The following is a 25,813-nucleotide window of genomic DNA, read 5'->3' on the forward strand; positions in this document are numbered from 1 at the left end:
GGGCGAGAAATGGTCACAAAGAGCTGCACTAGCCAGGTCGGCCGTTTTCTGGAAACTTCAGGTCTAAAATTACAAAGTGCTTGTTCTCAGACAGCGCCTGTGCGCTCTGTCGAATGACTTGGTCATACTCTGGAATCAGCGTGATAGCAAAGGTTGATAGCACGCCATCGACTCGGCTGGGATACTCGTATCGCGTCGCATCCATCGGCACAAGTTCTACATTTGACCATTGATGCTGCTCGACCCGACGAGCCGCCTGCTGTAGCATTTCAGGCGTTAGGTCAACTCCGATAATCTTGCCGCGATCGCCGACCGCCTCGTGTAGCAAACTGAAGTTTAAGCCAGTACCGCAGCCAATTTCGACCACCGTATCGCCAGGGCTAAGCTGCAGTGCCTGCACTGCCTGCTGGCGATAGGCCCATTCTCGAAAACCAAGCAAATAGTAAAGATTAGCCGTCAGGTCATAATTTCGAGCCCGTCGATGATAGATCTCCTGAATTTCCTGCTGGGTAAAAGCTATATCACACCTCCCGAGAGATACAATTCAGCAGTGGCCATCATTTAGATCGTCGGATATATCCCTCATGGGTGCAGTTAGCTACACGATTGGGTGAGAGTGCTGACTGGAAAAAATTTAGCAATCAGGTCTAACAGCACACTATCGCTGGCTAATACCCGCTGCAAGCAAGGCTTCGCGAGAAATGGGTTGTTGAGGGTAACAACAGTCAGCTAAAGTCCCGTCAATTACGACGGCGGGCACTCGGTGGACGCCATATCGGGTTAATTTTTCTCGCCCCTCCTGAGTGATAAACTCTGACCGCAAGTCCCAAATTTGAACATTACAGTCATCACTCGCGATGTCTCGCACTAGCTTGACGGTCTTATCACAGAGGGGGCAACCAGCAGTAAAGACTTCTACGAGATGCTGGGCCATTACGACACCTTTGAAAGCTTACTTTCAGCCTAGGGACTATGGTTTGCTGTAGGGTCTAGAGGGTGTTCATAAATCTTTGGTAATGTCATCTGAAGCTACACTTTTGATCCTACAGCTAACGATAGAGGCTAACCTGTTAGCAGACAGGATTGCGAGGTAGTTTCATAAGCCTCTGGGCCAGCTACCTACAATCCCCGGCAAGATTCATGGTTGAGGGGTCTAATGCCATTCGCTCTTGGTGTTGCCCTGGCAGGTTTGGCAGGTTTTCTTCTTCATTTTCATTGGTGCCGTCTCAACCGAGATTGGATGTATATGCTGTGGCCTTTGTAGCGATCGGAGCGGTCTATGTCGGCTCAGCGCTGGCTGAGAAACGAGGGCGGAGCATTTTGCTGGAGACAGAGATCGCGATCGCCTGCATCGCTCTAGCTCCCATTGGTCTCTGGGTATCCCCCTTGGCACTAATCGCAGGCTACATTCTGCACGGGATTTGGGATTTCTTTCACCATCCCGTTCACGTTGGTGCGCAGATTACCCAGCGTTGGTATCCGCCGTTGTGCGTCGGGTTTGACTGGGCGATCGCACTCATCATCACCCTCCAATACAGTTTGGGATGAGCCGACCGATGGCTACCGCACCGGATTTTCTGGGCCTCGCCCCCGATATTCATCAATAAAGGTGGCAGCAGCTTGCGGATCAAATTTCGGCATGACCAGCTTTTTCGTCCAGGCAGTGAGGACGATTTCCTGGCCCAAACCTGCTTTGGGCACAGCAACGATCCCTTCCCAAGGCCCCGAAAACTGATCTGCCCAGCTCTCTAAAGCTTTCATGGTTTCTGCTTCGGGCTGGTCGTAATAGATCACGATGTTGCCATGCTCCAGCGAATGCACAAGCTGCTCGGGACGCTGGACTTCGTCATAGACACCGGGCATCACAGGAGTCGGGTCGTGAGGGCCAGAGGTCGGAAACTCGCTGTCGTAATCTACGGCTTCGCCGGGAGCCACATGCTGTCGTCCTTGATCGGGAAAGGTTTGCACCGCAGCGAGGGCAGCGGTTCCCGCTTCAGTATTCGGTTCAAAGGCAACCCGCTCGGGTCGATTACGCAATGCCAGGAATGCGATAACGGTGACCATCAGTGCAGTAACGCCAATCGGACCAAAGGTAATAGTCCAGACATTGAAGCGCTGGGTGGTGCGGCGTCGAGATTGACGGCGAGAATTTGTTTGTTCAACCATAGATTGGACGAGAGTGACAGTTTCAAAGCGTTGTCAAAGTTGACGCGGGTCAAGCGTTTGAGCCCTGAGTTCTATCAGGGCGATGCCGAAGATAGAGACCGATGGCGGCACCGATAACCGCGATCGCAGACAAGATGTGTACCATGTTGAACGGCGTGCCAGGAAAGAACCACGAATCCGTCCGCAGAAACTCAATAAAAAAGCGACCGAGTGGATACCAGATTAGATATAGCAGGGCCATATCCCCCTCCTTTAGATCTTTCTGAAACCGTCGCGAAATCCAAAACAGGATGGCAAATCCGAGAAAATTCCAGAGCGATTCATATAGGAAAAGGGGATGAAACCGCGCACTTTCGGGATAAATACTTAAATCGTTATAGGGCGGAATCCGATGTTGTGGATCAATCTGTAAGCCCCAAGGTAGTGTCGTCGGTGGCCCATAGAGTTCCTGGTTGATGAAGTTACCCCAGCGCCCAATTGCCTGAGCTAGGGGCAATCCCAGAGCGATCGCGTCTAGGTAAGGGAGTGGGTTTAGCTTCCGGATGCGGGTAAACAGCCAGAGCGCAATGCCACCGGCAATGAAGCCGCCAAAAATATGAATACCGCCGCCCCAGATTTTGAGAATTTCACCCGGATTCTGCAGGTAGTAACCCAGGCCAGACTCCCCCCGTGGCGACTGAATAAACACATAGTAAAGTCGCGCTCCTAAAAAGCCTGGAATTAGAATCCAGAAGAGCATGTCCCAAAGGTTATCCGGGTCTTCGCCTTTGCGGGCTACTTCACGACTGGCTACCAGGGTCGCTGCCAGAATAGCCGTCAGCATCAGCACCCCATACCACCGCAGGGCAAGGGGGCCGATGTGAAAGATGATGGGATCGACAGGGGGATACATAAGGTCTCGTCAGTCTAAGAATGCTCTGCAAAAGCCTCAGTCTCACCGGACTCGGTGAAGGAAAATACCGTGTAAGGTTCAACGTAATCACCGGATTCCATCCCAGGCGAGCCAATGGGCATTCCGGGAACGGCGATACCCGCGACGTCCGGTTCTTCAGCCAGCAACCGCTGCACGTCTTCGGCGGGAATATGGCCTTCAACGACATAGCCATCCACAATCGTGGTGTGGCAAGAGGCCAGATTGGCAGGAACGCCATACTGCTCTTTGATCGCCGTCATATCTTCCGTCACGTTGTCTTTGACGGTAAAGCCAGCGGCTTCCATGTGCTCAATCCAAAGTCCACAACAGCCACAGGTGGGACTGCGAAAGACTGTGAGTTCTTGGTTAAATGCGACTTGCTCAGCTCCAGTCGGCTGAGTAGAAGATGCACTGTTGTTCGTGGCCAGGCTACACCCTGCAAAGGCTAGGCTGCCCACCATCAAACCGATGACTAGAAAACGGGGTGTTGCTAATTGACTGCTCATAAATACCTTTTCAACTGTTCGGTATAACAGCTTAGCGCTTGGGTGAGGACACAACTGCTGCCAGCACCCTGATAACGACCAACATAGGGCTCATATCTTATCGGATGATTATTTGCTTGGGCTACTCTTAGAAAAAATTGTCTTGCCCTGCGCTACCTGCTGGAGAGAGCGTCAGCGAATTGGCCACTCGGTCAATCCCGTTCATCAGCAAAACTACGCTAAGTAACAGCAGTGCCGAAAACACATCTCCCCCCCAACTCGCATGAAGCCACTCAAACCAGTCAGTGCGTCCGGTGCCGTGAAAGAACGTCAGCAGGGTGTTGCGAACGATGTTGCCTACCACGCTGATGAGTGCTGCTCCCGCTAGTAGCGAAAAGGCTTTCGGTCGAGAACGTAGGTTGCCTGTCCAATGGAGCATCATTAGAGCAACATACAAGCAGGTCATCAGCATCTTCAGCCCCGCGCAGTAAGGAGCCACTTCAACAATGCGCTCATTCACTAGGATGTAGATTTGATCGACGCTGACATTCATACCAATTTGCGTCAGCAGAAAGGCCGCGATCGCGGCATTCAGACGCTGCACTGGCATCAGGTAAGGGGCAATGAGGTAAGGCAACTCAGTTGGGGTTGCCAGCAAAACAAACAGCAAAGGCCATCTCATCAACCGCAACCCGCTCAATCCCTTCAGAATGAGAATCACTGCACCCAGCATGAGGGGGAAAGACAGATTGATCAGATTCTGCACTGGGCTGAGATAGAACGTGGCCGCTAATGCCAATAGCGATATGCCCCAAAAGCTGCCGCTACTGGGTAAATTGCGCCACTGATGTCGAGATTGCCAAGCAATCCAGGCGGCATAGGGAAACCCGATCAGGGCGTAGGAAAAATACTCATGCTCAATGCTGACTGATTTATTTAGCCAACCATCAATCCAGTACCAAATGAGAGGCACATAGAGCATCGCCAATAGCAGGGCGATCGCGGCCTCCGTTGAGTGACGCTTAACCGGATAAAGAACCTTTAGACTCGCTTGCATAGAGTGACAAAACTACTTCAACCAAGCACCATGACAGACAATGATGAAATGGGAGTGAAAAATCGTCATGGCTATTTGTCGTCCCCTCTTGACTCTAAAGCCGACTGTAAGGTTTAGGCTTGAGTAGAAGCGTATTAGGAGAACCCAATGGCTGTCATTACCGGATTGAAAATTGGGGAAATGTCAAAGCAAACCGGCGTTGCCGTGGGCGCGTTGCGGTATTACGAGAGTCTGGGGCTCATTCAGTCAGAGCGCGGTGAGAACAGCTATCGCTACTATGCGCCCGAAACCGTGCAGCAGGTACAGTTCATCAAAAAAGCGCAGACCCTCGGCTTCTCTCTCGAAGACATCGGCGAAGTACTGACCGTGCATCACCAGGGCGATGTACCCTGCGAGTTTGTGCAGTCGCTATTGCAAGACAAGATTCAGCAGCTTGAGGCCCAGATTCAAGAAATAGTGGCGTTTAAGTCGGCGTTGGAGCAGTATCGCGACACTTGGGCCGCTGACCATTCCCATCCACAACCAGGCGATATTTGTCCCCTTATTGAATCAGTTGAAGTCACGATGTAGCCGCTTCATTTCATCGCTGTTTCATATTTTCTCAGTAAGGTTTGACTTTGGTTGAATCGGATGGACTGAGTAAATTTGGCTATCCTCAAACGCTATCGTTTTCCTTTCAAGCCTGCCTATTGGGATATTCTGGCGCTGTCTGCCTGGGGCATTTTGTTTATCTACTATCGGGTGACGAATCAGTTGAGACTGCTGATTCATCCTCGCTATTACTGGGCAGTAGTATTGGCAGGAGTGGTTTTGCTGGGGCTGGCGATCGCCAAAACCTTTGTGACGGTGACGAATACAACCCCGCCTTCTAGAGGTCAACACTTTAAGACCTTGCCTGGCAACCTGAGTAGCATGTTGCTACTGGGGATCGCCATGCTGGGCCTGGTGGCCCAGATTCAACCTCTAGGCAGTCAAGCCGCCCTACAGGAGGGTTACACGGTAGTAGGATTGCCAACCCGACCGCAGGTTCAGCGCTTTACTAGTGGCGCTCGTCCTGAAGACCGAACGCTGAGCGACTGGGCCAGAACACTAGCGGTTTACCCAGAGCCCGATTCGTATGCCGGGAAGACCGTCAATGTCTCTGGATTTGTGGTGCATCCGCCAGAGCTTCCCGATAACATTTTCATGATTACGCGCTTTGTCATCCGTCACTGCGCCCTGGATGCGACCCCGGTGGGATTGCCCGTGATCTTGGAGCAGCGTCGTAGCGAATACCCTCAGGACAGTTGGCTCGCCATTCAAGGTCAGATGGAAACGCTGGAAGTGGATGGTGCTCGGCGAGTTGCGATCGCGCCCACTGCCCTCACGTCGATTCCAGAACCCGAAGACCCCTACGAGTACTGACCAGCCGCTATTCTTGCTCTGTTGGTGAATCTGGGGGCGATTTCATCCTGGTTTCACAATTGGCTGATAGTTTTACAGAGTCAATCTTTTACGATTACATACACCGATGTCTTTGGAACCGCCATCATCTCAGACAGATAGCCATGATTCCAGCATCGATGCTTCAGAAACTAGCTCTGAAGCGTTGTCTTTCGAGGACTCATCGCTGGAGCCGACAGGAGATGCAACCTCACGACCTGCCCATCGCAAATATGGTCGAGCGTTGTTAGGACTGGGTATTTTCGCGGCCCTCAGCGGCGGCATTCTGCTGACCACTCAATTGATTAAACCGTCTAATTCTATGGCGGGCATGGAAGGCCACGATATGTCGGGCATGTCCCATGACGACATGATGCAAGTGGATGGGGCATTCAATCCGGTACCTGTCACCGTCGAGGTAGTTCAGGCCGGAAACTTTGAGGCCGGAGTCTCTTACACCGGTTCAATCATGCCCTACCAGGAAGCGGTGGTATATCCCCGTGTGGCGGGCCAGTTAACGAATTATTCGGTGTATCCGGGGGATCGCGTCGAAGCGGGACAGGTCTTGGCCGACTTGATTGCCGATGAGCGCTCCACGGAGCTAGCGGAAGCCAATGCTGAGGCCGATGTGACGCTGACTTCTTTGCAGGTGAGTGAGGTGGAAATCGATGAGCAACGGCAGGAGATTGCCCGTCTGCAAGCTGAGCTGGACTATTTGAATCTGCAAAAAGATCGCTTTGCGAAACTCACTGCCGAGGGGGCGACCTCTCAGCAAGAGTATGACGCTGTGGCCACCGATGCCACTGCGAAGGAAGCCGCCCTGTCAGAAGCGAGGGCAGGACTGACGAGATTGCAAGCCCAGGTCGAGCGAGAACGAGCCAGGGTCGGACAAGCTGAAGCCAGAGTCAACACCGCTGCCGTAATGCAGGGCTACACCACATTGCAGTCACCCATTAGCGGCATCGTGCAGACTCGCATGGTTGATCCGGGTGTCGTCGTGCAGCCAGGGATGGGCGTGCTCAAAATTGGTGACTACTCGCGGGTGCGGCTCCAGGCCAACGTCGCCCAAAAAGATGCGGGCTACATCCAAGTAGGCACCCAGATTCGCGCCCAGGTACCGGGAGCCACAGATGAACCACTCACCGGCAGCGTCACCAGCATCTTTCCCCAGACCAACAATGACACCCGCACGGTAGTGGTGGAAGCCGTGATTGATAATCCCCAGGGGCGCTTGCTGTCGGGCCAGTATTTAGAAATGACGCTGCTGACAAAGAGCCAGAGCAATACCCTGTCGGTGCCTCAAGAAGCCGTAGTGGAATCCAACGGTGAGCCATCCGTGTGGGTGATGGTGGGTTCTGCCGCTGAAAGACGGACGGTAGAAACGGGGATGGTAAACGGCGATCGCATCGCCATTAACAGCGGTCTCAGCCCAGGCGATCAGGTCATCACCTCCGGCCACAGCCGTTTGACACCGGGTGCGCAAGTTGCGGTGGTCGATGATGCGGGCATGCCTGTGCCGATGCTGGGCGATAGCAGTCAGGGGAGTGTTGAGGTGGCGATCGTCGAACCTGATCCGACCCAGGGATTTAAGCCGGGAGCGGCAGAACTCATGCTAGAAGTGCGCGACCCCGACACCCAGGAACCGTTGCCCGTTGAGGATATCGCCGTCGATGTCACCATGCCCATGCCCAACATGGCCCCGATGACCACGATGGTGCAGCTCGAACCGGCGGGACAGCCAGGACGGTTCCAGGTTAAGACTCACTTTGGTATGGCTGGGGAATGGCAAATCAAAGTTGAGGTCAACGACCCTGACTACCCAGGCCAATCCCTGGTCACTGTGCCAGTTGAGTAGTGCTAGATAGTACATGTAGTGCTACATAGCAAGTTTTTGTGTGTATTCCCTAATCAATAATGCATTCGAGGATCCTATGAAAAAAGCTCTGTTTCTGATACTTCCACTCGTTTTCTTAACTGCAGCTTGTGGCAGCGCCAATCAAGCCGAGCCTGAAGCGACCGCAGACACGACGGAGGAGCCAGCTACCGAAACCACTGAGGCTCCTGCGACTGATGCAGGTGTGGCAATCGCTCTCGTTTCTCCTGAAGATGGCTCAGTTCCCATGGGTGATGCTGAGCTGGTCTTGCAAGTCATTGACCCGGCTACGAATGAACCGGTTGAGGTCGAAGACCTACAGGTCGACCTTTCGATGGGAATGGATGGCATGGAACCGATGACTACGATGGCGATCGTCGAACCGGGAGAAGAAACGGGTCAATACAAGGTCATGACCAATATGGGCATGGAAGGGATGTGGATGATGGAGGTGACCTCTGCCGATCCGGCCATGCCTGGCGAAGCGACCTTCGAGCTCGATGTGAAATAGCCATCTTGGCAAATGGCTTGGGGGACATAAGGCTTTGTGTCCCTCTTTCGCGTATTTGGAATACCTGCTTTATCGACTCTAAGCACATTGGTCTTTATTGATGAAAAGCTTCCTTACCCAATGGTCCATCAAGCATCCAGTTGTCGTTGCGGCTCTGTACATCGCCGTGCTGGTACTGTCGCTGCTGACCCTGTTTCTCCTGCCAGTGCGGATGATGCCCTACGTGGAAAGTCCACTGGTCTCCATCGTCACCATGGCACCGGGCTCCTCGCCCACAGAGGTAGAAACCTACATCAGCAAGCCGATTGAGCAGCGGATGACGGTGCTAGATGGGGTAAGATTCATTCGCTCTAGCTCTCAGCAGGATATGTCTCTGGTGACGATTCAGTTTGCCTGGGGGGGAGACATCGACGACGCCGTGCAGTCGGTACAAAGCGTGATGACGGCGGCGGAGGGGGACATTGAGCTGGATGGCTTCAATTCCCGTTCCTACTGGGTGTTGCCGATCGACCCGCTGAACCGTCCGGTGCTGACCCTGGCGCTGCAAGGAGAAGGTTGGGATCCGGTGCAGCTGCGGGAGTTTGCCGATAACACGCTGGTCGATCGCCTCACCCAGGTACCCAATGTGCAGGCGGTGTCGATCTTTGGGGGGTATCGGCGACAGCTCCAGGTGGTGGTGGATCGACAGCAGCTAGCAGCTTATGGCCTATCGATTTTGCAGGTGCGCGATGCGATCGATGCCAACAACGTCAGCCAAGGCGCGGGGGTCTTGACCCAGGGCGATTCCGAAATTCTGGTGCGGGCCGATAAGCGAGCGCTCAGTGCCGCCGACGTGATGGACTACCCCATCCTGGAGCAGGAGGGGCAGGTAGTCTATGTCCGCGATGTGGCGACCGTGAAAGACACCTTTGAGGAACGGCGCAGCGGCTACCGCTACAACGGCGAGGCGGCGCTGGCCGTCAACGTCATTCAGAAGCCGGATTCCAGTTCGCCCAAGGTGATCAAGCAGGTGCGGGCCGAGTTAGAGAAGATTCAAGCAGAAAATCCCGGTCTCAGCTTTGAGGAAGCCTACGACAACTCTTATCTGGTCAACATCATCCTCGACAGCACCTTTCAAGAACTGCTGATCAGCGTACTGCTGGCAGGCATCGTGATTCTGATCTTTTTGGAAGACTTTCGGGCCACGGCGATCATTATGATCTCCATCCCCACGTCCCTGGCTCTCTCCACCCTGCCCTTCATTCCCATCGAGATGTCCCTCAACTCGTCCACTCTGATTGGCATGATGATGGCGATCGGGAAGCTGGTGGATGACTCGATTATCGTGATTGACTCGATTGATCAGAAGCTGCGAGCGGGCTTTCGCCCGATGCAGGCCGCTATCAAGGGCACCGGAGAAGTTTTCCTCGCCAGTGCGGCAGCGAGTTGCGTGATGATTGCGGCGCTGCTGCCGACCATTTTGGCGGGCGGGCTGACCGGACTGATGTTTGTGGGCATCGTCTGGCCCATGGTGTTCGCCTTCATCGCCTCGCTAATTGTCTCGGTGACGCTGATTCCGCTGATTGCTGCCTTTGTGCTGAAACCACCTCAGGAGCGACGACAACGACAAACCTGGCTGCAATGGTTGACCACGCCAGTGCGGGTGGGCTTCCAGAAACTGGAACAGGGCTACGGCTGGCTGCTCGATCGCTGCATGAATAATCGGGAAATTACGCTGGCGATCGCAGGGTCTGCCATCGTCCTCGCCATTGCCATTTACCCCTTCGTGCCGCAAGAAATGATGCCCCTGGGTGATTCCGGCCAGTTCATGGCCTCTCTGGAGATGGAGGCCGGTACCTCCTTCGCGAAAACGGATGAGAGCGTTTACCAGCTAGAACAACTCCTACTCGCCCAACCCGATATTGCCAAAGTCTCTGCCCAAACCGGCTTTGAGCTGACCCGTAACAGTACCTATTTCACCGGCTACAGCATGGGCAGCGTCAACTCAGCATCGCTGATTGTCACCCTGGAGGATGAGCGGCAGCGGGATATCTGGGAAATCATGGACAGCGTGGAAGCCGAGGCCCGTCGCACCATTCCCGGTCTGCGCCGCATTGGCCTCAAGGAGATGGGTGTAGACGTCATGGCCACCTCCGCCGCCCCCATCCAGCTGGCGGTTTATGGGGAAGACCTGGATGTATTGCACCGTCTCGCAGAGGGTGTCCTCCGCATTGCCGAAGATACCCCCGGTCTGGTGATGGCCCAGACCAGTTCGGCGCTGACTCAACCGGAATATCAGCTAACGGTCGATCGCCGCCGAGCGGAAGAACTGGGTCTGGACGTGCGGATGGTGGCGCAGCAGGCCCGCTATGCCCTGAACGGTGGCTTTACCCAGCGCTACTACAACCGCCCGAACCTGCGGCAGAACTCGATTTTGGTGCGCTATGAGGAAGCTGATCGGAGCACCCTCGACAACCTAGCCGGTACCTACATTACAACGCCGATGGGACAACAGGTGCCGCTCAACACCGTTGCCACCCTGGAACGTCAAAGCGGCCCCACCCTGATTGAGCACGTCAACGGCAAGCGGGTAGTGTACGTCAACGGCTATTACCGCAAGGGTGGCCCGGCGTCGATGGATCTGTCGATGGCGATCGCCATGCGGGCAGGACAAGAACTCAACTTTCCCCCCGGCTACGGCGTTGACTCCATGGGCGACATGACCGACATGATGATTGAGTTTGATCGCCTGCTCAAGGGGTTGCTAGTATCGCTGATTCTGATCTACTTGATTCTGGTGATTCAGTTCGGCTCCTTCATCCATCCCCTGGTGATGATGATTTCGGTGCCGCTGCAATTGGTCGGCGTTTTTGGCGGGTTGATTTTGGCCCAGCAGACCCTGTCCAGCGTCTCAATTCTGGGCATCGTGATTCTCTCAGGGCTATCGCTCTCCGCGGCCATTCTGCTGCTAGAGCTAATTTTGGCGAAACGAGCTGAAGGGGTACCTCGGGATGTCGCGATTCGGATGGCTGGCCCAGTGCGGCTGAAAGCGATCACCATGACCACCCTCACTACCGTGATTGTCATCGTGCGGCTAGCCTTTTTCCCGGAAATCGGCATGGATGCCTACTCACCCATTGCCACTGTGATTTTGGGCGGACTACTGCTCTCCACGCTACTGACGTTGGTGGTGGTGCCAGTGGTCTATTCCTTCATCGACGACGCGACAGCATGGCTGAAGCAGCGTGGGCGGCGACGGACTCCGAAAAAGCTGGAACCTATCATTGGTAAGTAGTCGGTGTCGTTTCTATGCGGATTCTGTTGGTTGAAGATGAGCCCGATCTGGGTAAAGCCATCAAGCGTACCCTGACCCAGGAAGCCTACGTGGTGGACTGGGTGCAGTCGGGGGATGAGGCGTTGTCCCACTTAGAGTACGATTTGTCACTCTACACTGTAGCGATATTTGACTGGATGCTGCCGGGGAAGTCGGGGATTGAATTGTGTCAGTGGCTTCGATCCAACCACCATGCCCTACCCGTCCTCATGCTCACTGCTAAAGACCAAATTGAAGACCGCATTACTGGTTTAGATGCCGGTGCTGATGATTATCTCGTCAAGCCCTTTAGCACGGCAGAATTGTTGGCCCGACTGCGTGCTCTACAGCGACGATCTCCCGAACTGAAACCTAGTAAGCTACAGGTGGGGCCACTCACGCTGGATTGCGATCGCCGCATCGCTTTTCTAACCTCCGGAGACACCGAACAGCAGATTGAATTGACACAAAAAGAGTTCCAGCTGCTGCGATATTTTATGGAGCACCCGAACCAAGTTCTGACTCGTGAGCAGGTGCTTAATCAGCTTTGGGAATTTGGCAGTGAACCGAGTAGCAATGTTGTAGCTGCCCAAATGCGGCTATTGCGACGCAAACTAGCTCATTATGGCTGCGAAGACTTTATTGAGACCGTCTATGGCATGGGATACCGCCTCAGCACCCCATAAATTGTTTCGCCGCAGTCGCTGGCAGCTCACTGTCTGGTACACGGGGGTGATGACGGTGGTGCTGGGAATAAGTGGATTTTGCGTATACGAAGCGATCGCCCATGCCCACCGCGTCACGGCTGACCGCGAACTCAAATCTGTTGCAGAAACCATTCACAGCGCATTAGAGAAGACGCTCGCCGTTGATCAGCCGATTGATGAAGTCTCGCCCAATTTGTTACCCAATTTATGCGTGGCTGGCGAAGGCTGTCTGGTTCCTTTTGAGCGTTCTCGCGGCCATCATGGCGAGACCCTGTATCGAGGAAGTTATTACATTCGGGTGCTCGACCCGACCGGTGAATTGATGGCAACTGCTGGAAATTACCCGACGGGCCTACCTGTGACCAGTACTGACCCCGCTTGGCAGAACTTGAAGGACGAGGCGGGCAATGAGTATCGACAAATCGCGATACCGATAAAGACTTCAAGCGGTGATGTCCTACTTGCAACTCTGCTGGTGGGGCGCTCCTTCGATGACTTTGCTCACTACTTGGCAACAATTCGGTGGATAATTCTGCTGAGTTTGCCAATCACAATGGGGCTGATTGCGATCGCGAGTTGGTGGCTAGCGGGGCTGGCTCTCAAACCAGTACGGCTTTCCTATCAAAAGATTCAACAGTTCACTGCCGATGCTGCCCACGAACTGCGCACGCCACTGACGGCCACGCAGGCCACCACAGAATCGGTGATGCGTCTGCCGAAAATTTCCGATGCTGAAGCCCGTGAAATGCTGCAGGTCATTACCCGTCAAAATCATCGCTTGGCCAATCTCGTGAGCGATTTGCTGCTACTGTCTCGGTTGGATATCCAAACTCCACCGGCTAAAACACATTGCTGCTTGCAGGATATTCTCAGCGATATTGAGGAAGAACTAGCGGCATTAGCGATCGCTAACAACGTTTACCTCATTCTTGACCAACCAAAAACTCCTGCGATCATCGTCATGGGCAACGAAGAACACCTCTATCGGTTGGTGTTCAACATCGTCAGCAATGCCCTCCAGCACACACCGGCAGGCGGAAAAGTAAGCATCCGGCTGCAGCAGGCAGTCCGCAAGACGTTTCCTGAAGGCGAAAAAAATCAAGCGTTGGTGACGGTTGAAGATACTGGAGTCGGCATTGCACCAGAGGACCAGATCAAAATCTTCGATCGCTTCTACCGAGTCGAAAAGGATCGTTCCCGCCAGAGCGGTGGCTCAGGATTGGGACTGTCGATTGCGCTGGCGATCGCCCAGGCCCACGGCGGCAATATTCAGGTTCAGAGCAAGCTTGGCCAAGGCAGCGTTTTCACCATTAGCTTACCAATCTCAATCTGACGGACTCAACAAAATTCATCAGAAATCGATCAATAGCAAGCTCTCAATTTCATTATGATTTCATCACATCCGCTTAACCTAGGTAGAGAGCAGGCACAAAGCATTTTGTGAAGCGATTTGTAAACTGCTCTACTGATTATGGGAGTAGACAAAATGGACACTGAAATTTTGGTGATTTCTCATGATGAGAAAATGCGGCAGCTCATGCAGATAGAGCTCGAGGTAGAAGGCTACAGTGTCATCGCAGAAGCTGACACCACTTCCGGCTTCATAACTGTGCGTAAAACCCAACCAAAGCTACTGATTTTAGATGAAGCAGCACCAGGCTTATCATCAATTGAAGTTTGCCGTCGTTTACAGACTACAAATCCTCATCTCAAAATCATCCTTGTTGTTGACAGTGAGAGAGTAAAAGTTTCTGACTGGATGGCTGATGATTATATATTCAAGCCATTGAACCTGACTGAGCTTCTACTGAGGGTCAGGCTGAAAATGCGTTGGGAATTAACTGAAAAGGCCAATATTCTCAGGTTCGAAGACCTGTCTCTATGCTTAACAAGTCATGAGGTTTATCGTGGCGATCATCGGATTGAATTAACGCCTAAAGAATTCGACCTACTGAGTTATCTATTGCGCCATCCCAAGCAGGTTATAGAGCAAAGCCGCTTGCTTGAAACTATTTGGGATTATGAATTTTTAAGCGGTTCAAACGTACTCCATGTGTGCATTAGCAGTCTTCGAAATAAGCTAGAATCAGCCGGGGATCCTCGTCTAATTCAAACTGTTAGAGGGGTTGGTTACGTACTTAGGAAGTCTGTCTCATATTGTTCTCTTGTAGAGTATTGCGAGTCAGCCTGATAATATTCTCGCCAAGGTACAAAGATAATAAGACTTTTAATCGAGGTCTATGAAGCTCATTATGTATGCCAAGACATAGGGGATCATTTAATGGTTCCCTATGTCTTGGCTAGATTGATTTTCCGGAATCGGTTCTTTACTTGCCGCGATAATCACGATTATGACGTTGTAATTCAGAGATGGTGACAGTGCCATCTCCATTCAGGTCTGCGCTTGCGTCTTTACGATTGGTTTGACCCTTAGCACTAGCTATAGAAGCCATGCTTAGTACAACCAGTGATCCGACCATAGCGGATAGTAGAAATCGTTTCATGATCATTCTCCGTGAAAGCTTAAAGAGTTTGAGAATTCAACAAAGAGGCTTGACTCTCGTTTCATGTTTATATGATGAGTTATTAGATTAAACTTCCCCTGAAATGACGATAAATTGAACTTAATTATTGCCTTAAGAAACTTAAGAGCTAGCTTTTCAATCTGAATAGAAAATTATTTGCCTCTTTTAATCAAGCGCTGTCATATCAAGAATTTAATTTCTCAGCTAGCCGTGGGCACTGACGTAGCCCACTTTGTTTTGCTGGTAATAGACGAACTGTGATGCTCTAAATATTTGTGATGACTAAGGTAGTGAGAAACAATAACTTCGCGAGGCTGAGCGACTGTGTGGGCTGACCTTGACTCAGCCTAAACCTTAGTGGTGCAGAAAACTTTTGTGAGTCTCACTATGGACAGCTTTGACGGTCTACGCATTGAAATGAGCGAGCAATAAGGCCCCCGCAGCTCCGAAACAAAGTATCGCGAAAGTTTGTCTCATAGTATTTAGCGCCTCTCTGCTTAAACCTCTGAAAGAAGTTTAAGTTTGTTACGGTAGTCCTAAAGCTGTAAGGGTTATCAGTTAGACACCGCGATCGCATCGGCTAGTTGCCAGATATCCTTACCTTTTAAGGACTACCCTTGTTACTTCCCTAAGTTTTATCTAAAGCTATTTAGTTTGTAGGGCAAACGAACTGGAAGTTAAGATACTGGCAGAGACTCTGTTACAGAAGCCTTTTGCTTAAATATCCTTAGGCAGCTAGCATACCACGGAGGAGCATTGTCAAGATTTTGGGTGCGCCTTGAGAAATAGATTCTCTCCTAGGAATGTTAGAAACAAGCTTGTTCCAGCGATAAGCAAAATGATTGGATCGGAACCGCCCTTTAAGATTACAAATGCTCCTAATACCACCATGTCAAATATGCCAGCAGCCAGAAGAATTTTGCCATCTGCATTCAATTCTTCTCTGAGGTTGCGGAACACACCCCAGTGGATGGCAATATCAATCACCAGATAGAAAATAGCTCCTAAAGATGCAATACGGCTAAGGTCAAAAAATGCCGCGAGAATTGCTGCTAAAACAACTGTATAAACTAGCGTATGAGTCTGAATATTACCGGGCATGCCAAAGTGTCTGTGAGGAATTAGGTTCATGTCAGTGAGCATAGCTAGCATCCGAGAAACTGCAAAAATGCTAGCGATAATACCTGATGTAGTGGCAATGATGGCGATCGCCACAGTGAACCAAACACCGTACTGCCCTAGTGCGGGTCTTGCTGCCTCTGCTAGTGCAAAGTTCTTTGATTGAATAATCTGGTCTAGTGACAGATTGGAGGCCACTGCAAATACGACCAGTAGATAAACTATGGTGCAGATGAGGAGTGAAGCAGCGATGGCTCGGCCTACATTTTTGCGAGGATTTTTGACCTCATCACCGCTCGTTGTAATCGTTGTAAATCCTTTATAAGATAAAATCGCGATCGCAACGCCTGCTAAGAATCCGCTTCCCGGTAAAATATTCTCAGAACCTGCGCCAATAGTGGGTTCAAAGGAAAAGCCTGCCGCCCAAAGTGTAATAACCGCAAAGACAATAATCCCGCCGATCTTCAGAAAAGCGGTAATTTGTGACAAAGATCCAATCACTCTATTGCCGGAAAGATTTACTAGAAAAGCAACTGCAATTAATCCAACAGCCAAAACTGGCACTAGAGGACTATCGTCTTTGACGTCAAACAATTGAAGGGTGTAAGTTCCAAAGGTACGGCCTACTAAACTTTCATTAATGACCATCGAAAATACCATGAGCAGAGCACAGGCTCCGGTCATGTTGCTATGGCCATAAATCTCCTTCAGATACATCGCGATGCCACCGGCTGAAGGGTAGGCGTTAGCGAGCTTGATGTAGGAGTAGGCGCTAAAACCACTTACGATTGCTGCGGTTAAGAAGGCTAAAGGAAATAGCGCCCCGGCCAGTTCTGCTACTTGTCCTGTGAGCGCAAAGATACCAGCGCCGATCATGACGCCTGTTCCCATTGAGATGGTGCCTAAAAGTGATAGACTGCCAGATTGATATTGACTATGCATCCTAGTTTTTTGATCTACCCTGAACAGGAAAACGAGGTTTCCGATCTTAATAAGAAGAAGAATTCCTGAGCCTTATCTTGTCGAAAGCCGATTGTAATAGTAACCAACGAAGGCAGCAGAGAGGCCTGTTCCTAATGCAAAGAAAATCAGACCGACAAAGAATGCCTTCCAAGTGATCGGCTGAGCAATTTCAAGTAAATCAAGATGTGAGACATAGCCAAAGAAGGCCATGGTAGACTGAGGTGCTAGTGCGACGAAAATGGCACAGACTATATAGAGCAAGCCTGCAAGCAGAGTTGTTGCAATAGAAAGCGAGCGTATATTAATAGAGAACGTCCTCCTATTATGCGGATAAGCATTTGTTTTCATCATAAATCTCCTTTTCACTATCTGCCCTTTCTACATGTCCAAAGTTTCAGTTGAACGAATACCAAATTCATCTTCAACTAAGGCTTAGTGCTGCTATTGTCTTGATACTTAGCTTTTCCTAATGCTGGTAAAAAGGCCGGTGTTTTAGCTCTGTACCTAGCATATTCATCGCCAAATTCTGCGAGAGCTTCGCGTTCTTCCTGACGAGCTAGCCGAACATACATCCACACTAAAATTGGAAACATCGGCAGCGTCAAAATGGTAGGCCACTGTATCAGGAAGCCAAACATAATCAGAATAAACGCATCGTACTGAGGATGCCGCCTGATTGACTGACAAAACTTAGTCTGCCGGATAGCGGTAGGTTCGGACGGTGAACTCGATTTGATCAGCGCGCTGCCGATGTTGCTTTCTAGAGGCCATCGCGGGTTGTGAATCTCGGTGGCTGGTAAAGCGGACTTGTTGAATCAGTTGCCATCCAGACCATAGAGCCGTTTTGACCCAGTCCCAGCCAATGCGGAAATAGCTGTTGCCTCGAAACCAGTGGGGGTCTACCCAGCGTCTGCGTCCGGTGGCGACTACTTCTAGTCCCTGAGCGGTGACATAGAGGGTGGCTACCGCCAGGATAAACCATAGCCTGGAGAGCGCACAGACGGAACGCACCTCGGAGTTTTGGACGTTCCAGCCATTGGACTGGTCATCAAGAAAATTTTCCTCGATATCGAACCGGAGGCCGTATTCTGCAAAGGTCTGTAGCGAGGTGGGTTCATCACTGACAATGGCCCAAAACTCACCGTTGAGGTTGTTCTGGCCAAAGGCCACATGCACCGGACCAAACCATTTGCCCTTGTGGAGTTTGACCGTGTGAAAGCACATCGCTTCGCCACGTTGCAGCCGAAAGTCCTTCAGTTGCCGCCACCCTTTTCCGGCTCGCCAAATCCACGTATCGCGCTTCAGCCGAATGCGGTAATGCCATCCGAGTTGGGCGGTTACCATCGTCATCGCATCGGTGTGAATAAAGCCCCGGTCGGCGAGCAAGATCACTTTGACGCCCTTGGGTAACCGCTCCGCAGCTTGCTGTAGCAGGTCGCGATACTCCGTCAAGGCAATCGAGGCGCTGGGATGCTCCAGTACCCGCCACACGACCGGGAGGGCGCGGCCCCGGTGGACGACGGCCAAACGCACCAAACAATATTCATCCCAGAACATGGAGGTGTCGAGGCTGAGATAAACTACGTCTTCTTGCCAGTCGGCTAGGGCGGCTTGAATCAGCGGTCTATAGAGGCGGTGCGTGTTGATTCGGCTGTTGTGCAACCAGCGACTGAGACGACGTTGTTTACTTTGGGCCTGCTTACCGCGACACGGCATGTGCGGTAGCCAGCGCGTCAGATTGACTTCACCGCTGTGAATCAAGGCGATGACCATCCACAGGCAACTCTTCAAATGACTCAGATGAGCCCATTCAGGTGATTGACCGAGCCAGGTTTCCAAGGCATGGTAAAGGCGGGAGTTTTTTTCACAGCATTCCAGGATGGGAGTGGTATCTAATCTTAGAATGCTGGCTCCCACCCAGCTTCTTGCAAATGCTCAGCTTCCTAGAACAAAAGCGCTTCAGCCGTTTTTGAACAACTTTTGTCAGTCAACCAGGGATGCCGCACATAGGAGTAGGGACCAGTAACTGCTAGAGTGCCACTGCGTTGAGCTTTATAAAGTACTCTCCAGGCAGAAGACAGGAGAATAAATCCACCTAAAATCACCAAATTACTCAGTAAGTGAATCGGATTAAAGTGAGGATTACCCCCAAGTCCTAGAACTGTCCACCAGACATGACCAGCATCATGGGAGAAGGGATCTAAATTGGGATAACGGCTCTGTAACCAGCCTGACAACAAATAAATTGTTAACGGGACGCCATACATTTCTGTGAAGAGAGCCACAATGAAGGCTGAAAAAGCTCCGAAAGAACGCCAGTCACGCGGACTATTGGGCTTCGTAAAGCTGAATGCAAAAATGATGAACACCAAAGAATTAATAATCACCAAAGACCAAAGGCCGTAGGCAGGAACGTCGTTCATTTTTCATCTCCATCGTGCGTATTATGATTGCGATGATCACCATGTCCTCCATGGCTGCCATGCATGAATACATGCATTAAGGGACACAGCAGTAAAAACAGCCATGGCAAAACAGGGATGATGTGGGCTAAATGTTCAGTGAACAAAAAGAAGGCGGCAATGCCCAAAAATACCAATAGGGCAATTCCTGCAGGCGATCGCCACCGCCAACTTTCCCGAGAACTTTGAGACATTGTTTTCTCCTAATGAACTAGGAATCGAATAACATTTCAGGGAAATGTTTGAAATCTTGCGGCTACCTTCTATTAAGTTCGCCCAGTATTTGTCGTCGAGTCAAATAAATAACAATGGGTGGTAATATTGCCCATTGAAGTAGAGGCAGCCAGCTAATGCCGATAATTGGCAGTGTAAAGTTGAAAACTCCATACAGATGAGCAATTCGAGTGCGATAAATCTCCGAGACGAAAGTGTATGCCCATCCTAATCCTGTGAAGATAAGAATCGACTTCCAGCTAGCTTGGAGTATCCAATAGCGAGAACGATAAAGCCAACTGACAATCAGACTACAAATAACAGTGATAACTCCGTCGCCAAAAGTGCAATGGTTAATTGCTGCAATTTTCTCCGCCAAACTGGGCTGGTTATAAAACTCGAAGTAAGGTGACTGCCAAACCTCATAGACAAAGTTCACCAGAAAAGCGAAGACGAAAAAATTCACTTCAGGGACTGATGGAATTTGACTTATCCAGTCAGTAAGGCGTGAAATCTTCATCTCATCAGAGGATTTGGGTGGTCTCATCCATTAGCGTAGAAGAGTATCCTACGGCTGCTAAGGCCTTCTGAATGGTTTCTAGCCTTATAAGTTGAGGATCATATTCAATTTCGGCTTGTTTAAGATCAAGATTGACTCTACAAGCGTTCACTCCTGCAACCTGTTGAGTTGCTCGCTCGATAATTTCACTGCAGCCGCTACACATGAGCCCTTCCAGTTTCAAGTGAGACGTTTTCATGGCTTGACCTCCTTGCTGACTCTATTTAAGACATTGGTTGCTTATCCGTTTCTTTAATCTAAATGACCCGAAAAAATTCACATTATTGTTCCCTGTTCAAGTAAGTTGTCTCTGAAAGATATGTATCTAGCGTAGTTTCTACAGCTAACTAAAGGGTTAAGCTACTTTCATGAAAGTTTACAACCTACATACTTTTCTGAGATAATTTTTCATCAGTGTTCAAACCTTCTTGCCTACACATAAATAAACGCCATCAAGGAAAAGCTCTTCGAACTCAATTCTTTCTAAGTATCTTTGAATTGATTGCCAGGGATATTCGATTTTCCCTGATTGCGAGTTTTTAAAAAATGAGGAAAAGAATGTATAAAGCTTTAGTGGCCACTTTGGCCAAAAATCTGGAATTTTCACATCTAAAATGACAAAACGTTTTCCTAATGAAAGAGCTTCAGCCCCTTTTTTAATTATCCAGTCGGATTCCGGAATGTCTGCAATTGTGAAAGTTGATAAGATACCATTGACTTGATTGGGATATTCATACTTGGACGCATCTTTCTGCACTAGTTCTACGTTAGACCACTGATTTTGCTCAACTCTTTTATAGGCGTGATCGAGCATTTCAGGAACAGAGTCTATGCCAATGATTTTGCCCTTGCCACCGACCATATCGTGCAGCAAACTAAAGTTTATCCCTGTTCCACAACCAATCTCGATGACCGTGTCGCCTGGGCTTAAATGCAGCATTTGAACAGCTTTTCGCCGGTAAAACCATTCTCTGAGACTGACAAAATAGTAGAGATTTTTTGTGAAGTCATAGTCAACAGCTTGCTCTCGGTATGGGTGAATGAGCATTTCGATAGTTATTGCGAAAGAGGAAAGAACTGATTCTAATGTTAGGAAAGATTAGAGTGGAATCGTTGCCTGAGGGAAAATATCCTAATTTGCTTTCTCTTCCTAATTATCCCCAGAGAATTATGAAACTGAAGTGAAATGATCGAATGTCCGTAACAAATATAAATGAATTAATAGCTTTCTGCCAGTTAGCCAAACTTTAATTCGGTCGCATCTAGCTCTATGTTTGCCTATCGGTCAGGCACTTATGTTCTCAAGTGAGACTGGGTTATGAGTTGGGATTAGTTATTTCTTACGCTCAAGCCGAGCTTGAGACCAATTCCAAGCAAAATGACGCCAGTAAATAGATAGGGTGCGCCTGCTTGCCAGGCAAATAGTGTACCCCCTACCATTGGACCACTCACCTGTCCCAGGCTCTTGGCGGCATTTTGCATTCCCAATACTGTTCCCGTGTGTTGACCTCCCCGCTTTGAAATTAAGGCTGAAAGGTTCGGAGCAATCAACGATACCCCAAAAGCTAACACACCAACAGTGCTTAAAACATAGGGCAATGTTTGAGCGATCAATAGCAGAACACTGCCTATTCCCATTAAGCTAAAACCGAAAGCAATTTGCTTCGTTACGCTGATTTTTCCCGAAAGATAGCTGACCGCAACAGTCTGAAAAATTGCCATCACTAGTCCACAGACCATGAAAACGATGCCGGTTTCAAGTGGTCCGTAGTTCAACTTTTCTTGAGCATAGAGCGCAAATGTACCTTCAAATATCGCTAATCCTAACTGCCCGATTGTCGTCAAACCTAGCAGTATGAGTAGCTTATTGCCTAAACTTTGCCATCTGATAGTTGATTGACTGGCTGAGGCAGAAACTCGTCGTGGTGGCAGAGATTCTGGCAGCCAGAATATAGCTACAAAGAACATAACTAGCATTAATGCTGCTGCAATTAAGAACGGTAGCGAGAAACTATCAATTTTGAGGTGTCCAAAATTGACATCGAAGTGGAGATCTCTCCGGGTTGTTAATCCTCCTACTGCCGGTCCTGCAACAACACCGAGGCTGACAGCAGTACCAAACCATGCCATGCCGCGACTGCGATCGTACTCCGTTGTCACGTCAGACACATAGGCTGTTGCTGCAGGGAGGGCTGCTGAAGATAAGAAGCCATCGATTCCGCGTATGATGTAAAGCATATCCAGAGAGGTTGCCATGCTAAATAGCATTTGGGCAATTGCAGAACCACCAAGGCCCAGTAACAATAATGGTTTCCTCCCAAATTGGTCTGACCACTTCCCCCATAGTGGTGCAGAAATAAACTGCATCAGGGCATAAATACTGGTCAATAGGCTGATGTGGATAACCATCGTTTCGCGAGATACCCTACCTGCTGTATCAAGGCGTTCGGCGTAATAGGGCAATACTGGCAACGTAATGCCAAAGCCTACCATGAGGACAAATAAACAGACTAATAGCAGAAATAGGTTTTTATTCACCGCAAGCTTGAAAGTAAATCAGCTATTCAGAGATGGAAATGATGCTGTATTCTGCTACAAGGAAGATTTTATCTGCTACTGAGTTACAGCCTGTTCTGGCAAGATTTTAAGGGGAATTTTGAAGCGTATCTGCTGTCCCATAAAACCTTACATTGTCAATATTTGCATAGCCAAGGCAATCACCACACCAAACCAGCCTGCTATCAAGTTACTAACTAACCAGGAAACAAGACAATAATGGACAAAATGAGTTGAGCCACGGAGATCGGGTGCAGGCTGCGGCAAGAGTTTTACCGAATGAACCTATTCGAGGAATTAGGATGAGAGATGAAATGACAGTGGTTTCTATGAGTAAAGTCATAGAAAAAAATATGCTTGTTTCATTGATTGAAGGCATAGTAGACACAACCTCTGAAGTCGTAAGACTAGCTATAGAGGCTAGAAAAATTGCTGTTTCTTAAGAACCATGAAAATCTCCGCTTGGGTTCACAGAATCAATTGTTTAGATTGATTCGGAAGCTTTTGAAAATGGCCATTTCCACTGAGAAATTTCAGGCATATCCTGGCCATATCTAGTGATGTACTGTTTGTGTTCGATGAGTTTGTCGCGGATGAACTGTTTCGTGTAGGCGGCCCTAGAACTAAGTTGGGGAATTCGATCAACAACATCCCCAAGAAGATGGAAGCGATCCAAGTCGTTGCGGACGACCATATCAAATGGCGTGGTAGTTGTTCCCTCTTCTTTGTATCCACGAACGTGCAGATTCTTATGGTTTGTCCGACGATAGGTGAGACGATGGATTAGCCAAGGGTAGCCATGATAGGCAAAGATGATGGGTCTATCAGTTGTAAAGATCGTATCGAAGTCTTTATTGGACAAGCCATGGGGATGTTCTGCCTCTGGTTGGAGTTTCATCAGGTCAACAACATTGACGACGCGAACTTTTAACTCAGGAAAGTGCTGGCGAAGTAAAGCAACGGCAGCAAGCGTTTCCAAGGTTGGCACATCTCCAGCGCAGGCCATCACTACATCTGGTTCGCAATCGCGGTCATTGCTGGCCCATTCCCAGATACCGATGCCAGCAGTACAGTGTTTGATGGCCGAATCCATATCTAAATATTGCAATTCGGGTTGCTTTCCAGCCACGATGACATTGACATAGTTGTGACTTTGCAGACAATGATCAGCAACAGAGAGCAAGGTATTGGCGTCGGGAGGCAGATAAACTCGGATTACATCAGCCTTTTTATTTACTACATGATCGATAAAGCCGGGATCTTGATGGGAAAACCCATTGTGGTCCTGTCGCCAAACGTGGGACGTCAGGAGATAATTGAGGGAAGCAATAGGTCGCCGCCAAGGAATTTCTTGGCGGGTAGTTTTCAGCCACTTGGCATGCTGATTCAACATTGAATCCACAATGTGAATGAATGCTTCATAGCAGGAGAATAAGCCGTGGCGACCTGTGAGGAGATATCCTTCTAACCACCCCTGACAAGTATGTTCACTAAGGATTTCCATCACTCGACCGTTAGCAGCCAGATGCTCATCTTCGGCGATCGTCCTAGCTGTCCAAGCTCGATCTGTCACCTCAAACAGAGCACTCAATCGGTTCGAGGCTGTCTCGTCCGGACCAAATACTCTAAAGTTTCGGCTTTCTAAATTTCCTTTCATTACATCCCGCAGAAAATGCCCCATAACGCGAGTCGCTTCTGCGGTGACAGTTCCGGGGGCAGGAACATCAACGGCATATTTCTGAAAATCGGGCATTTTTAGGTCTTTTAGCAACACGCCGCCGTTAGCATGAGGGTTAGCTCCCATCCGTTGATCGCCTTGAGGAGCTAGTTCAGCAAGTTCAGGAATCAAGGTTCCACGTTCATCGAAAAGCTCTTCCGGCTTATAACTTTTCATCCAGTCTTCTAGTAGCTTGATGTGCTCTGGTTTAGTAGCCATCTCAGCTAAAGGAACCTGGTGCGATCGCCAGGTTCCCTCGGTCTTTTCACCATCAACTTCTCGTGGTCCTGTCCAACCTTTTGGAGTTTTTAGGACAATCATTGGCCACTGGGGACGCTGGGGTATTTCAGTATTGCGAGCTTGGTGCTGAATTTCCTTAACTTCAGCAATGATAATATCCAGAGTAGCCGCCATCTTCTGGTGCATCATTTCAGGGTTAGACCCCTCTACAAAATAGGGTTTGTAACCATAGCCAATAAATAAGCTTTCTAATTCCTTGTCGCTGATTCGTGCTAGCACTGTGGGATTAGCGATCTTATATCCGTTCAAGTGCAGAATGGGTAGTACTACGCCATCAGTAACAGGATTGAGGAACTTGTTGGAGTGCCAGGCTGTGGCCAAGGGACCCGTTTCTGCTTCCCCATCGCCGACAATACAGGCAACTATTAGATCAGGGTTATCAAAGGCGGCCCCATAAGCATGAGCAAGTGCATATCCAAGCTCACCGCCTTCATGGATAGAACCAGGAGTTTCAGGGGCGACATGACTGGGGATACCGCCTGGAAAGGAAAACTGTTGAAATAGCTGTTTCAACCCCGCTTCATCTTGAGAGATATTCGGATAATATTCGCTGTAAGTCCCTTCTAAATAGGTGTTGGCAACTAAGCCAGGACCGCCGTGACCTGGACCTGCAATGTAAATCGCATTCAAGTCTTGAGTCTTAATAATCCGGTTGAGATGAACATAGATGAAGTTGAGCCCTGGTGTTGTTCCCCAGTGACCCAGCAGCCTGGGCTTGATGTGATCTAATTTCAGAGATTCCTTCAATAGGGGGTTATCGTATAAATAAATTTGCCCCACAGAAAGGTAATTAGCCGCGCGCCAATAGGCGTTCATTTTGTTTAGTTCTGCACTATCAAGAGGGGAGGGCTGGGCTTCAAGAGCAGTTTGAACCATGTTTGACTCCTATTCTTATCGTAATTGGCAACACGATCTGGGATATGAATACCTTGTTGTCGATTTTTTTCACCAAAGTATCTGTTCAAGATAAGAG

General features: G+C 49.8%; 27 protein-coding genes. 10 read left to right on the top strand and 17 right to left on the bottom strand.

From position 1 onward, the window contains the following. Window positions 1–28: 28 nt before the first annotated feature. Window positions 29–544 (bottom strand): class I SAM-dependent methyltransferase, encoded by a 516-nt coding sequence (locus tag PN498_RS27225; protein ID WP_334312299.1) that lies wholly within the window; start codon window positions 542–544, stop codon window positions 29–31. Between the two features lie 114 nt (window positions 545–658). After that, complete coding sequence (locus PN498_RS27230) at window positions 659–934, bottom strand: thioredoxin family protein (RefSeq protein WP_272066611.1); 276 nt, start codon at window positions 932–934, stop codon at window positions 659–661. Window positions 935–1,218: 284 nt separating this feature from the next. Between PN498_RS27230 and PN498_RS27235 the strand changes: the two genes are divergently transcribed. Continuing rightward, complete coding sequence (locus PN498_RS27235; RefSeq protein WP_272066612.1) at window positions 1,219–1,548, top strand: DUF6010 family protein; 330 nt, start codon at window positions 1,219–1,221, stop codon at window positions 1,546–1,548. Window positions 1,549–1,560: 12 nt separating this feature from the next. On the opposite strand, the gene PN498_RS27240 is transcribed toward PN498_RS27235, so the two are convergent. From PN498_RS27240 to crtB, 4 genes are all read right to left on the bottom strand, one after another. Next, the gene (locus PN498_RS27240; RefSeq protein WP_272066613.1) at window positions 1,561–2,166 is read right to left on the bottom strand and encodes a DUF3105 domain-containing protein; all 606 of its coding nucleotides are present in this window, start codon (window positions 2,164–2,166) and stop codon (window positions 1,561–1,563) included. Window positions 2,167–2,215: 49 nt separating this feature from the next. Beyond that, window positions 2,216–3,058, bottom strand: coding sequence for a prolipoprotein diacylglyceryl transferase (gene lgt / locus PN498_RS27245; RefSeq protein ID WP_272066614.1), 843 nt, complete (start codon window positions 3,056–3,058; stop codon window positions 2,216–2,218). Window positions 3,059–3,072: 14 nt separating this feature from the next. Then, on the bottom strand, window positions 3,073–3,585 hold the full coding sequence (locus PN498_RS27250) for a DUF411 domain-containing protein (RefSeq protein ID WP_272066615.1): 513 nt from the start codon (window positions 3,583–3,585) through the stop codon (window positions 3,073–3,075). Window positions 3,586–3,712: 127 nt separating this feature from the next. Then, the gene (crtB, locus tag PN498_RS27255; RefSeq protein WP_272066616.1) at window positions 3,713–4,621 is read right to left on the bottom strand and encodes a cyanoexosortase B; all 909 of its coding nucleotides are present in this window, start codon (window positions 4,619–4,621) and stop codon (window positions 3,713–3,715) included. A 147-nt stretch (window positions 4,622–4,768) separates the two neighbouring features. Between crtB and PN498_RS27260 the strand changes: the two genes are divergently transcribed. The 8 genes from PN498_RS27260 to PN498_RS27295 all read left to right on the top strand — a co-directional run bounded on the left by PN498_RS27260 (window position 4,769) and on the right by PN498_RS27295 (window position 14,617). Next, window positions 4,769–5,191, top strand: coding sequence for a heavy metal-responsive transcriptional regulator (locus PN498_RS27260; protein WP_272066617.1), 423 nt, complete (start codon window positions 4,769–4,771; stop codon window positions 5,189–5,191). Between the two features lie 75 nt (window positions 5,192–5,266). Continuing rightward, window positions 5,267–6,025: a TIGR03943 family putative permease subunit gene (locus PN498_RS27265; protein ID WP_272066618.1), complete on the top strand. Its 759-nt coding sequence runs from the start codon at window positions 5,267–5,269 to the stop codon at window positions 6,023–6,025. A gap of 106 nt (window positions 6,026–6,131) precedes the next feature. Further along, entirely contained in the window at window positions 6,132–7,898 is a 1,767-nt protein-coding gene (locus PN498_RS27270) for an efflux RND transporter periplasmic adaptor subunit (protein ID WP_272066619.1), read from the top strand. Window positions 7,899–7,974: 76 nt separating this feature from the next. Continuing rightward, on the top strand, window positions 7,975–8,427 hold the full coding sequence (locus PN498_RS27275) for a FixH family protein (RefSeq protein ID WP_272066620.1): 453 nt from the start codon (window positions 7,975–7,977) through the stop codon (window positions 8,425–8,427). Between the two features lie 100 nt (window positions 8,428–8,527). After that, window positions 8,528–11,701: an efflux RND transporter permease subunit gene (locus tag PN498_RS27280; protein WP_272066621.1), complete on the top strand. Its 3,174-nt coding sequence runs from the start codon at window positions 8,528–8,530 to the stop codon at window positions 11,699–11,701. 14 nt (window positions 11,702–11,715) lie between these two features. Continuing rightward, window positions 11,716–12,405: a two-component system response regulator RppA gene (rppA, locus tag PN498_RS27285; RefSeq protein WP_272066622.1), complete on the top strand. Its 690-nt coding sequence runs from the start codon at window positions 11,716–11,718 to the stop codon at window positions 12,403–12,405. Beyond that, on the top strand, window positions 12,374–13,759 hold the full coding sequence (gene rppB, locus PN498_RS27290; protein ID WP_272066623.1) for a two-component system sensor histidine kinase RppB: 1,386 nt from the start codon (window positions 12,374–12,376) through the stop codon (window positions 13,757–13,759). The genes rppA and rppB overlap by 32 nt, the downstream gene beginning before the upstream one ends. A gap of 153 nt (window positions 13,760–13,912) precedes the next feature. Further along, on the top strand, window positions 13,913–14,617 hold the full coding sequence (locus tag PN498_RS27295) for a response regulator transcription factor (RefSeq protein WP_272066624.1): 705 nt from the start codon (window positions 13,913–13,915) through the stop codon (window positions 14,615–14,617). A 1,093-nt stretch (window positions 14,618–15,710) separates the two neighbouring features. Here PN498_RS27295 and PN498_RS27300 read toward each other — a convergent pair. The 10 genes from PN498_RS27300 to PN498_RS27345 all read right to left on the bottom strand — a co-directional run bounded on the left by PN498_RS27300 (window position 15,711) and on the right by PN498_RS27345 (window position 22,805). Next, window positions 15,711–17,012, bottom strand: coding sequence for an APC family permease (locus PN498_RS27300; protein WP_272066625.1), 1,302 nt, complete (start codon window positions 17,010–17,012; stop codon window positions 15,711–15,713). A 72-nt stretch (window positions 17,013–17,084) separates the two neighbouring features. Further along, window positions 17,085–17,384: a DUF5676 family membrane protein gene (locus PN498_RS27305; protein ID WP_272066626.1), complete on the bottom strand. Its 300-nt coding sequence runs from the start codon at window positions 17,382–17,384 to the stop codon at window positions 17,085–17,087. Between the two features lie 74 nt (window positions 17,385–17,458). Further along, complete coding sequence (locus tag PN498_RS27310; RefSeq protein WP_272066627.1) at window positions 17,459–17,626, bottom strand: methyltransferase family protein; 168 nt, start codon at window positions 17,624–17,626, stop codon at window positions 17,459–17,461. A 97-nt stretch (window positions 17,627–17,723) separates the two neighbouring features. Then, entirely contained in the window at window positions 17,724–18,806 is a 1,083-nt protein-coding gene (locus PN498_RS27315; protein ID WP_272066628.1) for a transposase, read from the bottom strand. A gap of 170 nt (window positions 18,807–18,976) precedes the next feature. Further along, window positions 18,977–19,456: a hypothetical protein gene (locus PN498_RS27320; RefSeq protein WP_272066629.1), complete on the bottom strand. Its 480-nt coding sequence runs from the start codon at window positions 19,454–19,456 to the stop codon at window positions 18,977–18,979. Then, window positions 19,453–19,689 carry a DUF2933 domain-containing protein gene (locus PN498_RS27325; protein ID WP_272066630.1) on the bottom strand — a complete coding sequence of 79 codons (237 nt, stop codon included), beginning with the start codon at window positions 19,687–19,689 and terminating at the stop codon, window positions 19,453–19,455. Before PN498_RS27325 ends, PN498_RS27320 begins: the two co-directional genes overlap by 4 nt. A gap of 62 nt (window positions 19,690–19,751) precedes the next feature. Next, window positions 19,752–20,228 (bottom strand): hypothetical protein, encoded by a 477-nt coding sequence (locus tag PN498_RS27330; RefSeq protein WP_272066631.1) that lies wholly within the window; start codon window positions 20,226–20,228, stop codon window positions 19,752–19,754. Between the two features lie 4 nt (window positions 20,229–20,232). After that, window positions 20,233–20,466, bottom strand: coding sequence for a heavy-metal-associated domain-containing protein (locus PN498_RS27335; protein WP_272066632.1), 234 nt, complete (start codon window positions 20,464–20,466; stop codon window positions 20,233–20,235). Between the two features lie 219 nt (window positions 20,467–20,685). Continuing rightward, window positions 20,686–21,315 (bottom strand): class I SAM-dependent methyltransferase, encoded by a 630-nt coding sequence (locus PN498_RS27340; RefSeq protein ID WP_272066633.1) that lies wholly within the window; start codon window positions 21,313–21,315, stop codon window positions 20,686–20,688. 281 nt (window positions 21,316–21,596) lie between these two features. After that, window positions 21,597–22,805, bottom strand: a complete 1,209-nt coding sequence (locus PN498_RS27345; protein ID WP_272066634.1) for an MFS transporter — start codon at window positions 22,803–22,805, stop codon at window positions 21,597–21,599. Between the two features lie 269 nt (window positions 22,806–23,074). Here PN498_RS27345 and PN498_RS27350 point away from each other — a divergent pair, with 269 nt between their 5' ends. Next, window positions 23,075–23,266, top strand: a complete 192-nt coding sequence (locus PN498_RS27350; protein WP_272066635.1) for a hypothetical protein — start codon at window positions 23,075–23,077, stop codon at window positions 23,264–23,266. 41 nt (window positions 23,267–23,307) lie between these two features. On the opposite strand, the gene PN498_RS27355 is transcribed toward PN498_RS27350, so the two are convergent. After that, window positions 23,308–25,716, bottom strand: a complete 2,409-nt coding sequence (locus PN498_RS27355; protein ID WP_272066636.1) for a phosphoketolase family protein — start codon at window positions 25,714–25,716, stop codon at window positions 23,308–23,310. Window positions 25,717–25,813: the final 97 nt, after the last annotated feature.

Source organism: Oscillatoria sp. CS-180 (assembly GCF_028330965.1).
Classification (GTDB): Bacteria; Cyanobacteriota; Cyanobacteriia; order Phormidesmidales; family Phormidesmidaceae; genus Halomicronema.

Bases quoted from the DNA above. Each gene is read 5' to 3' on its own strand.
- PN498_RS27230 (WP_272066611.1), bottom strand. From the start codon at position 934: ATGGCCCAGCATCTCGTAGAAGTCTTTACTGCTGGTTGCCCCCTCTGT.
- PN498_RS27240 (WP_272066613.1), bottom strand. From the start codon at position 2,166: ATGGTTGAACAAACAAATTCTCGCCGTCAATCTCGACGCCGCACCACC.
- lgt (WP_272066614.1), bottom strand. From the start codon at position 3,058: ATGTATCCCCCTGTCGATCCCATCATCTTTCACATCGGCCCCCTTGCC.
- PN498_RS27250 (WP_272066615.1), bottom strand. From the start codon at position 3,585: ATGAGCAGTCAATTAGCAACACCCCGTTTTCTAGTCATCGGTTTGATG.
- crtB (WP_272066616.1), bottom strand. From the start codon at position 4,621: ATGCAAGCGAGTCTAAAGGTTCTTTATCCGGTTAAGCGTCACTCAACG.
- PN498_RS27260 (WP_272066617.1), top strand. From the start codon at position 4,769: ATGGCTGTCATTACCGGATTGAAAATTGGGGAAATGTCAAAGCAAACC.
- PN498_RS27270 (WP_272066619.1), top strand. From the start codon at position 6,132: ATGTCTTTGGAACCGCCATCATCTCAGACAGATAGCCATGATTCCAGC.
- PN498_RS27275 (WP_272066620.1), top strand. From the start codon at position 7,975: ATGAAAAAAGCTCTGTTTCTGATACTTCCACTCGTTTTCTTAACTGCA.
- PN498_RS27280 (WP_272066621.1), top strand. From the start codon at position 8,528: ATGAAAAGCTTCCTTACCCAATGGTCCATCAAGCATCCAGTTGTCGTT.
- rppA (WP_272066622.1), top strand. From the start codon at position 11,716: ATGCGGATTCTGTTGGTTGAAGATGAGCCCGATCTGGGTAAAGCCATC.
- rppB (WP_272066623.1), top strand. From the start codon at position 12,374: ATGGCATGGGATACCGCCTCAGCACCCCATAAATTGTTTCGCCGCAGT.
- PN498_RS27295 (WP_272066624.1), top strand. From the start codon at position 13,913: ATGGACACTGAAATTTTGGTGATTTCTCATGATGAGAAAATGCGGCAG.
- PN498_RS27300 (WP_272066625.1), bottom strand. From the start codon at position 17,012: ATGCATAGTCAATATCAATCTGGCAGTCTATCACTTTTAGGCACCATC.
- PN498_RS27305 (WP_272066626.1), bottom strand. From the start codon at position 17,384: ATGATGAAAACAAATGCTTATCCGCATAATAGGAGGACGTTCTCTATT.
- PN498_RS27310 (WP_272066627.1), bottom strand. From the start codon at position 17,626: ATGTTTCCAATTTTAGTGTGGATGTATGTTCGGCTAGCTCGTCAGGAA.
- PN498_RS27315 (WP_272066628.1), bottom strand. From the start codon at position 18,806: ATGGTCATCGCCTTGATTCACAGCGGTGAAGTCAATCTGACGCGCTGG.
- PN498_RS27320 (WP_272066629.1), bottom strand. From the start codon at position 19,456: ATGAACGACGTTCCTGCCTACGGCCTTTGGTCTTTGGTGATTATTAAT.
- PN498_RS27325 (WP_272066630.1), bottom strand. From the start codon at position 19,689: ATGTCTCAAAGTTCTCGGGAAAGTTGGCGGTGGCGATCGCCTGCAGGA.
- PN498_RS27330 (WP_272066631.1), bottom strand. From the start codon at position 20,228: ATGAAGATTTCACGCCTTACTGACTGGATAAGTCAAATTCCATCAGTC.
- PN498_RS27335 (WP_272066632.1), bottom strand. From the start codon at position 20,466: ATGAAAACGTCTCACTTGAAACTGGAAGGGCTCATGTGTAGCGGCTGC.
- PN498_RS27340 (WP_272066633.1), bottom strand. From the start codon at position 21,315: ATGCTCATTCACCCATACCGAGAGCAAGCTGTTGACTATGACTTCACA.
- PN498_RS27355 (WP_272066636.1), bottom strand. From the start codon at position 25,716: ATGGTTCAAACTGCTCTTGAAGCCCAGCCCTCCCCTCTTGATAGTGCA.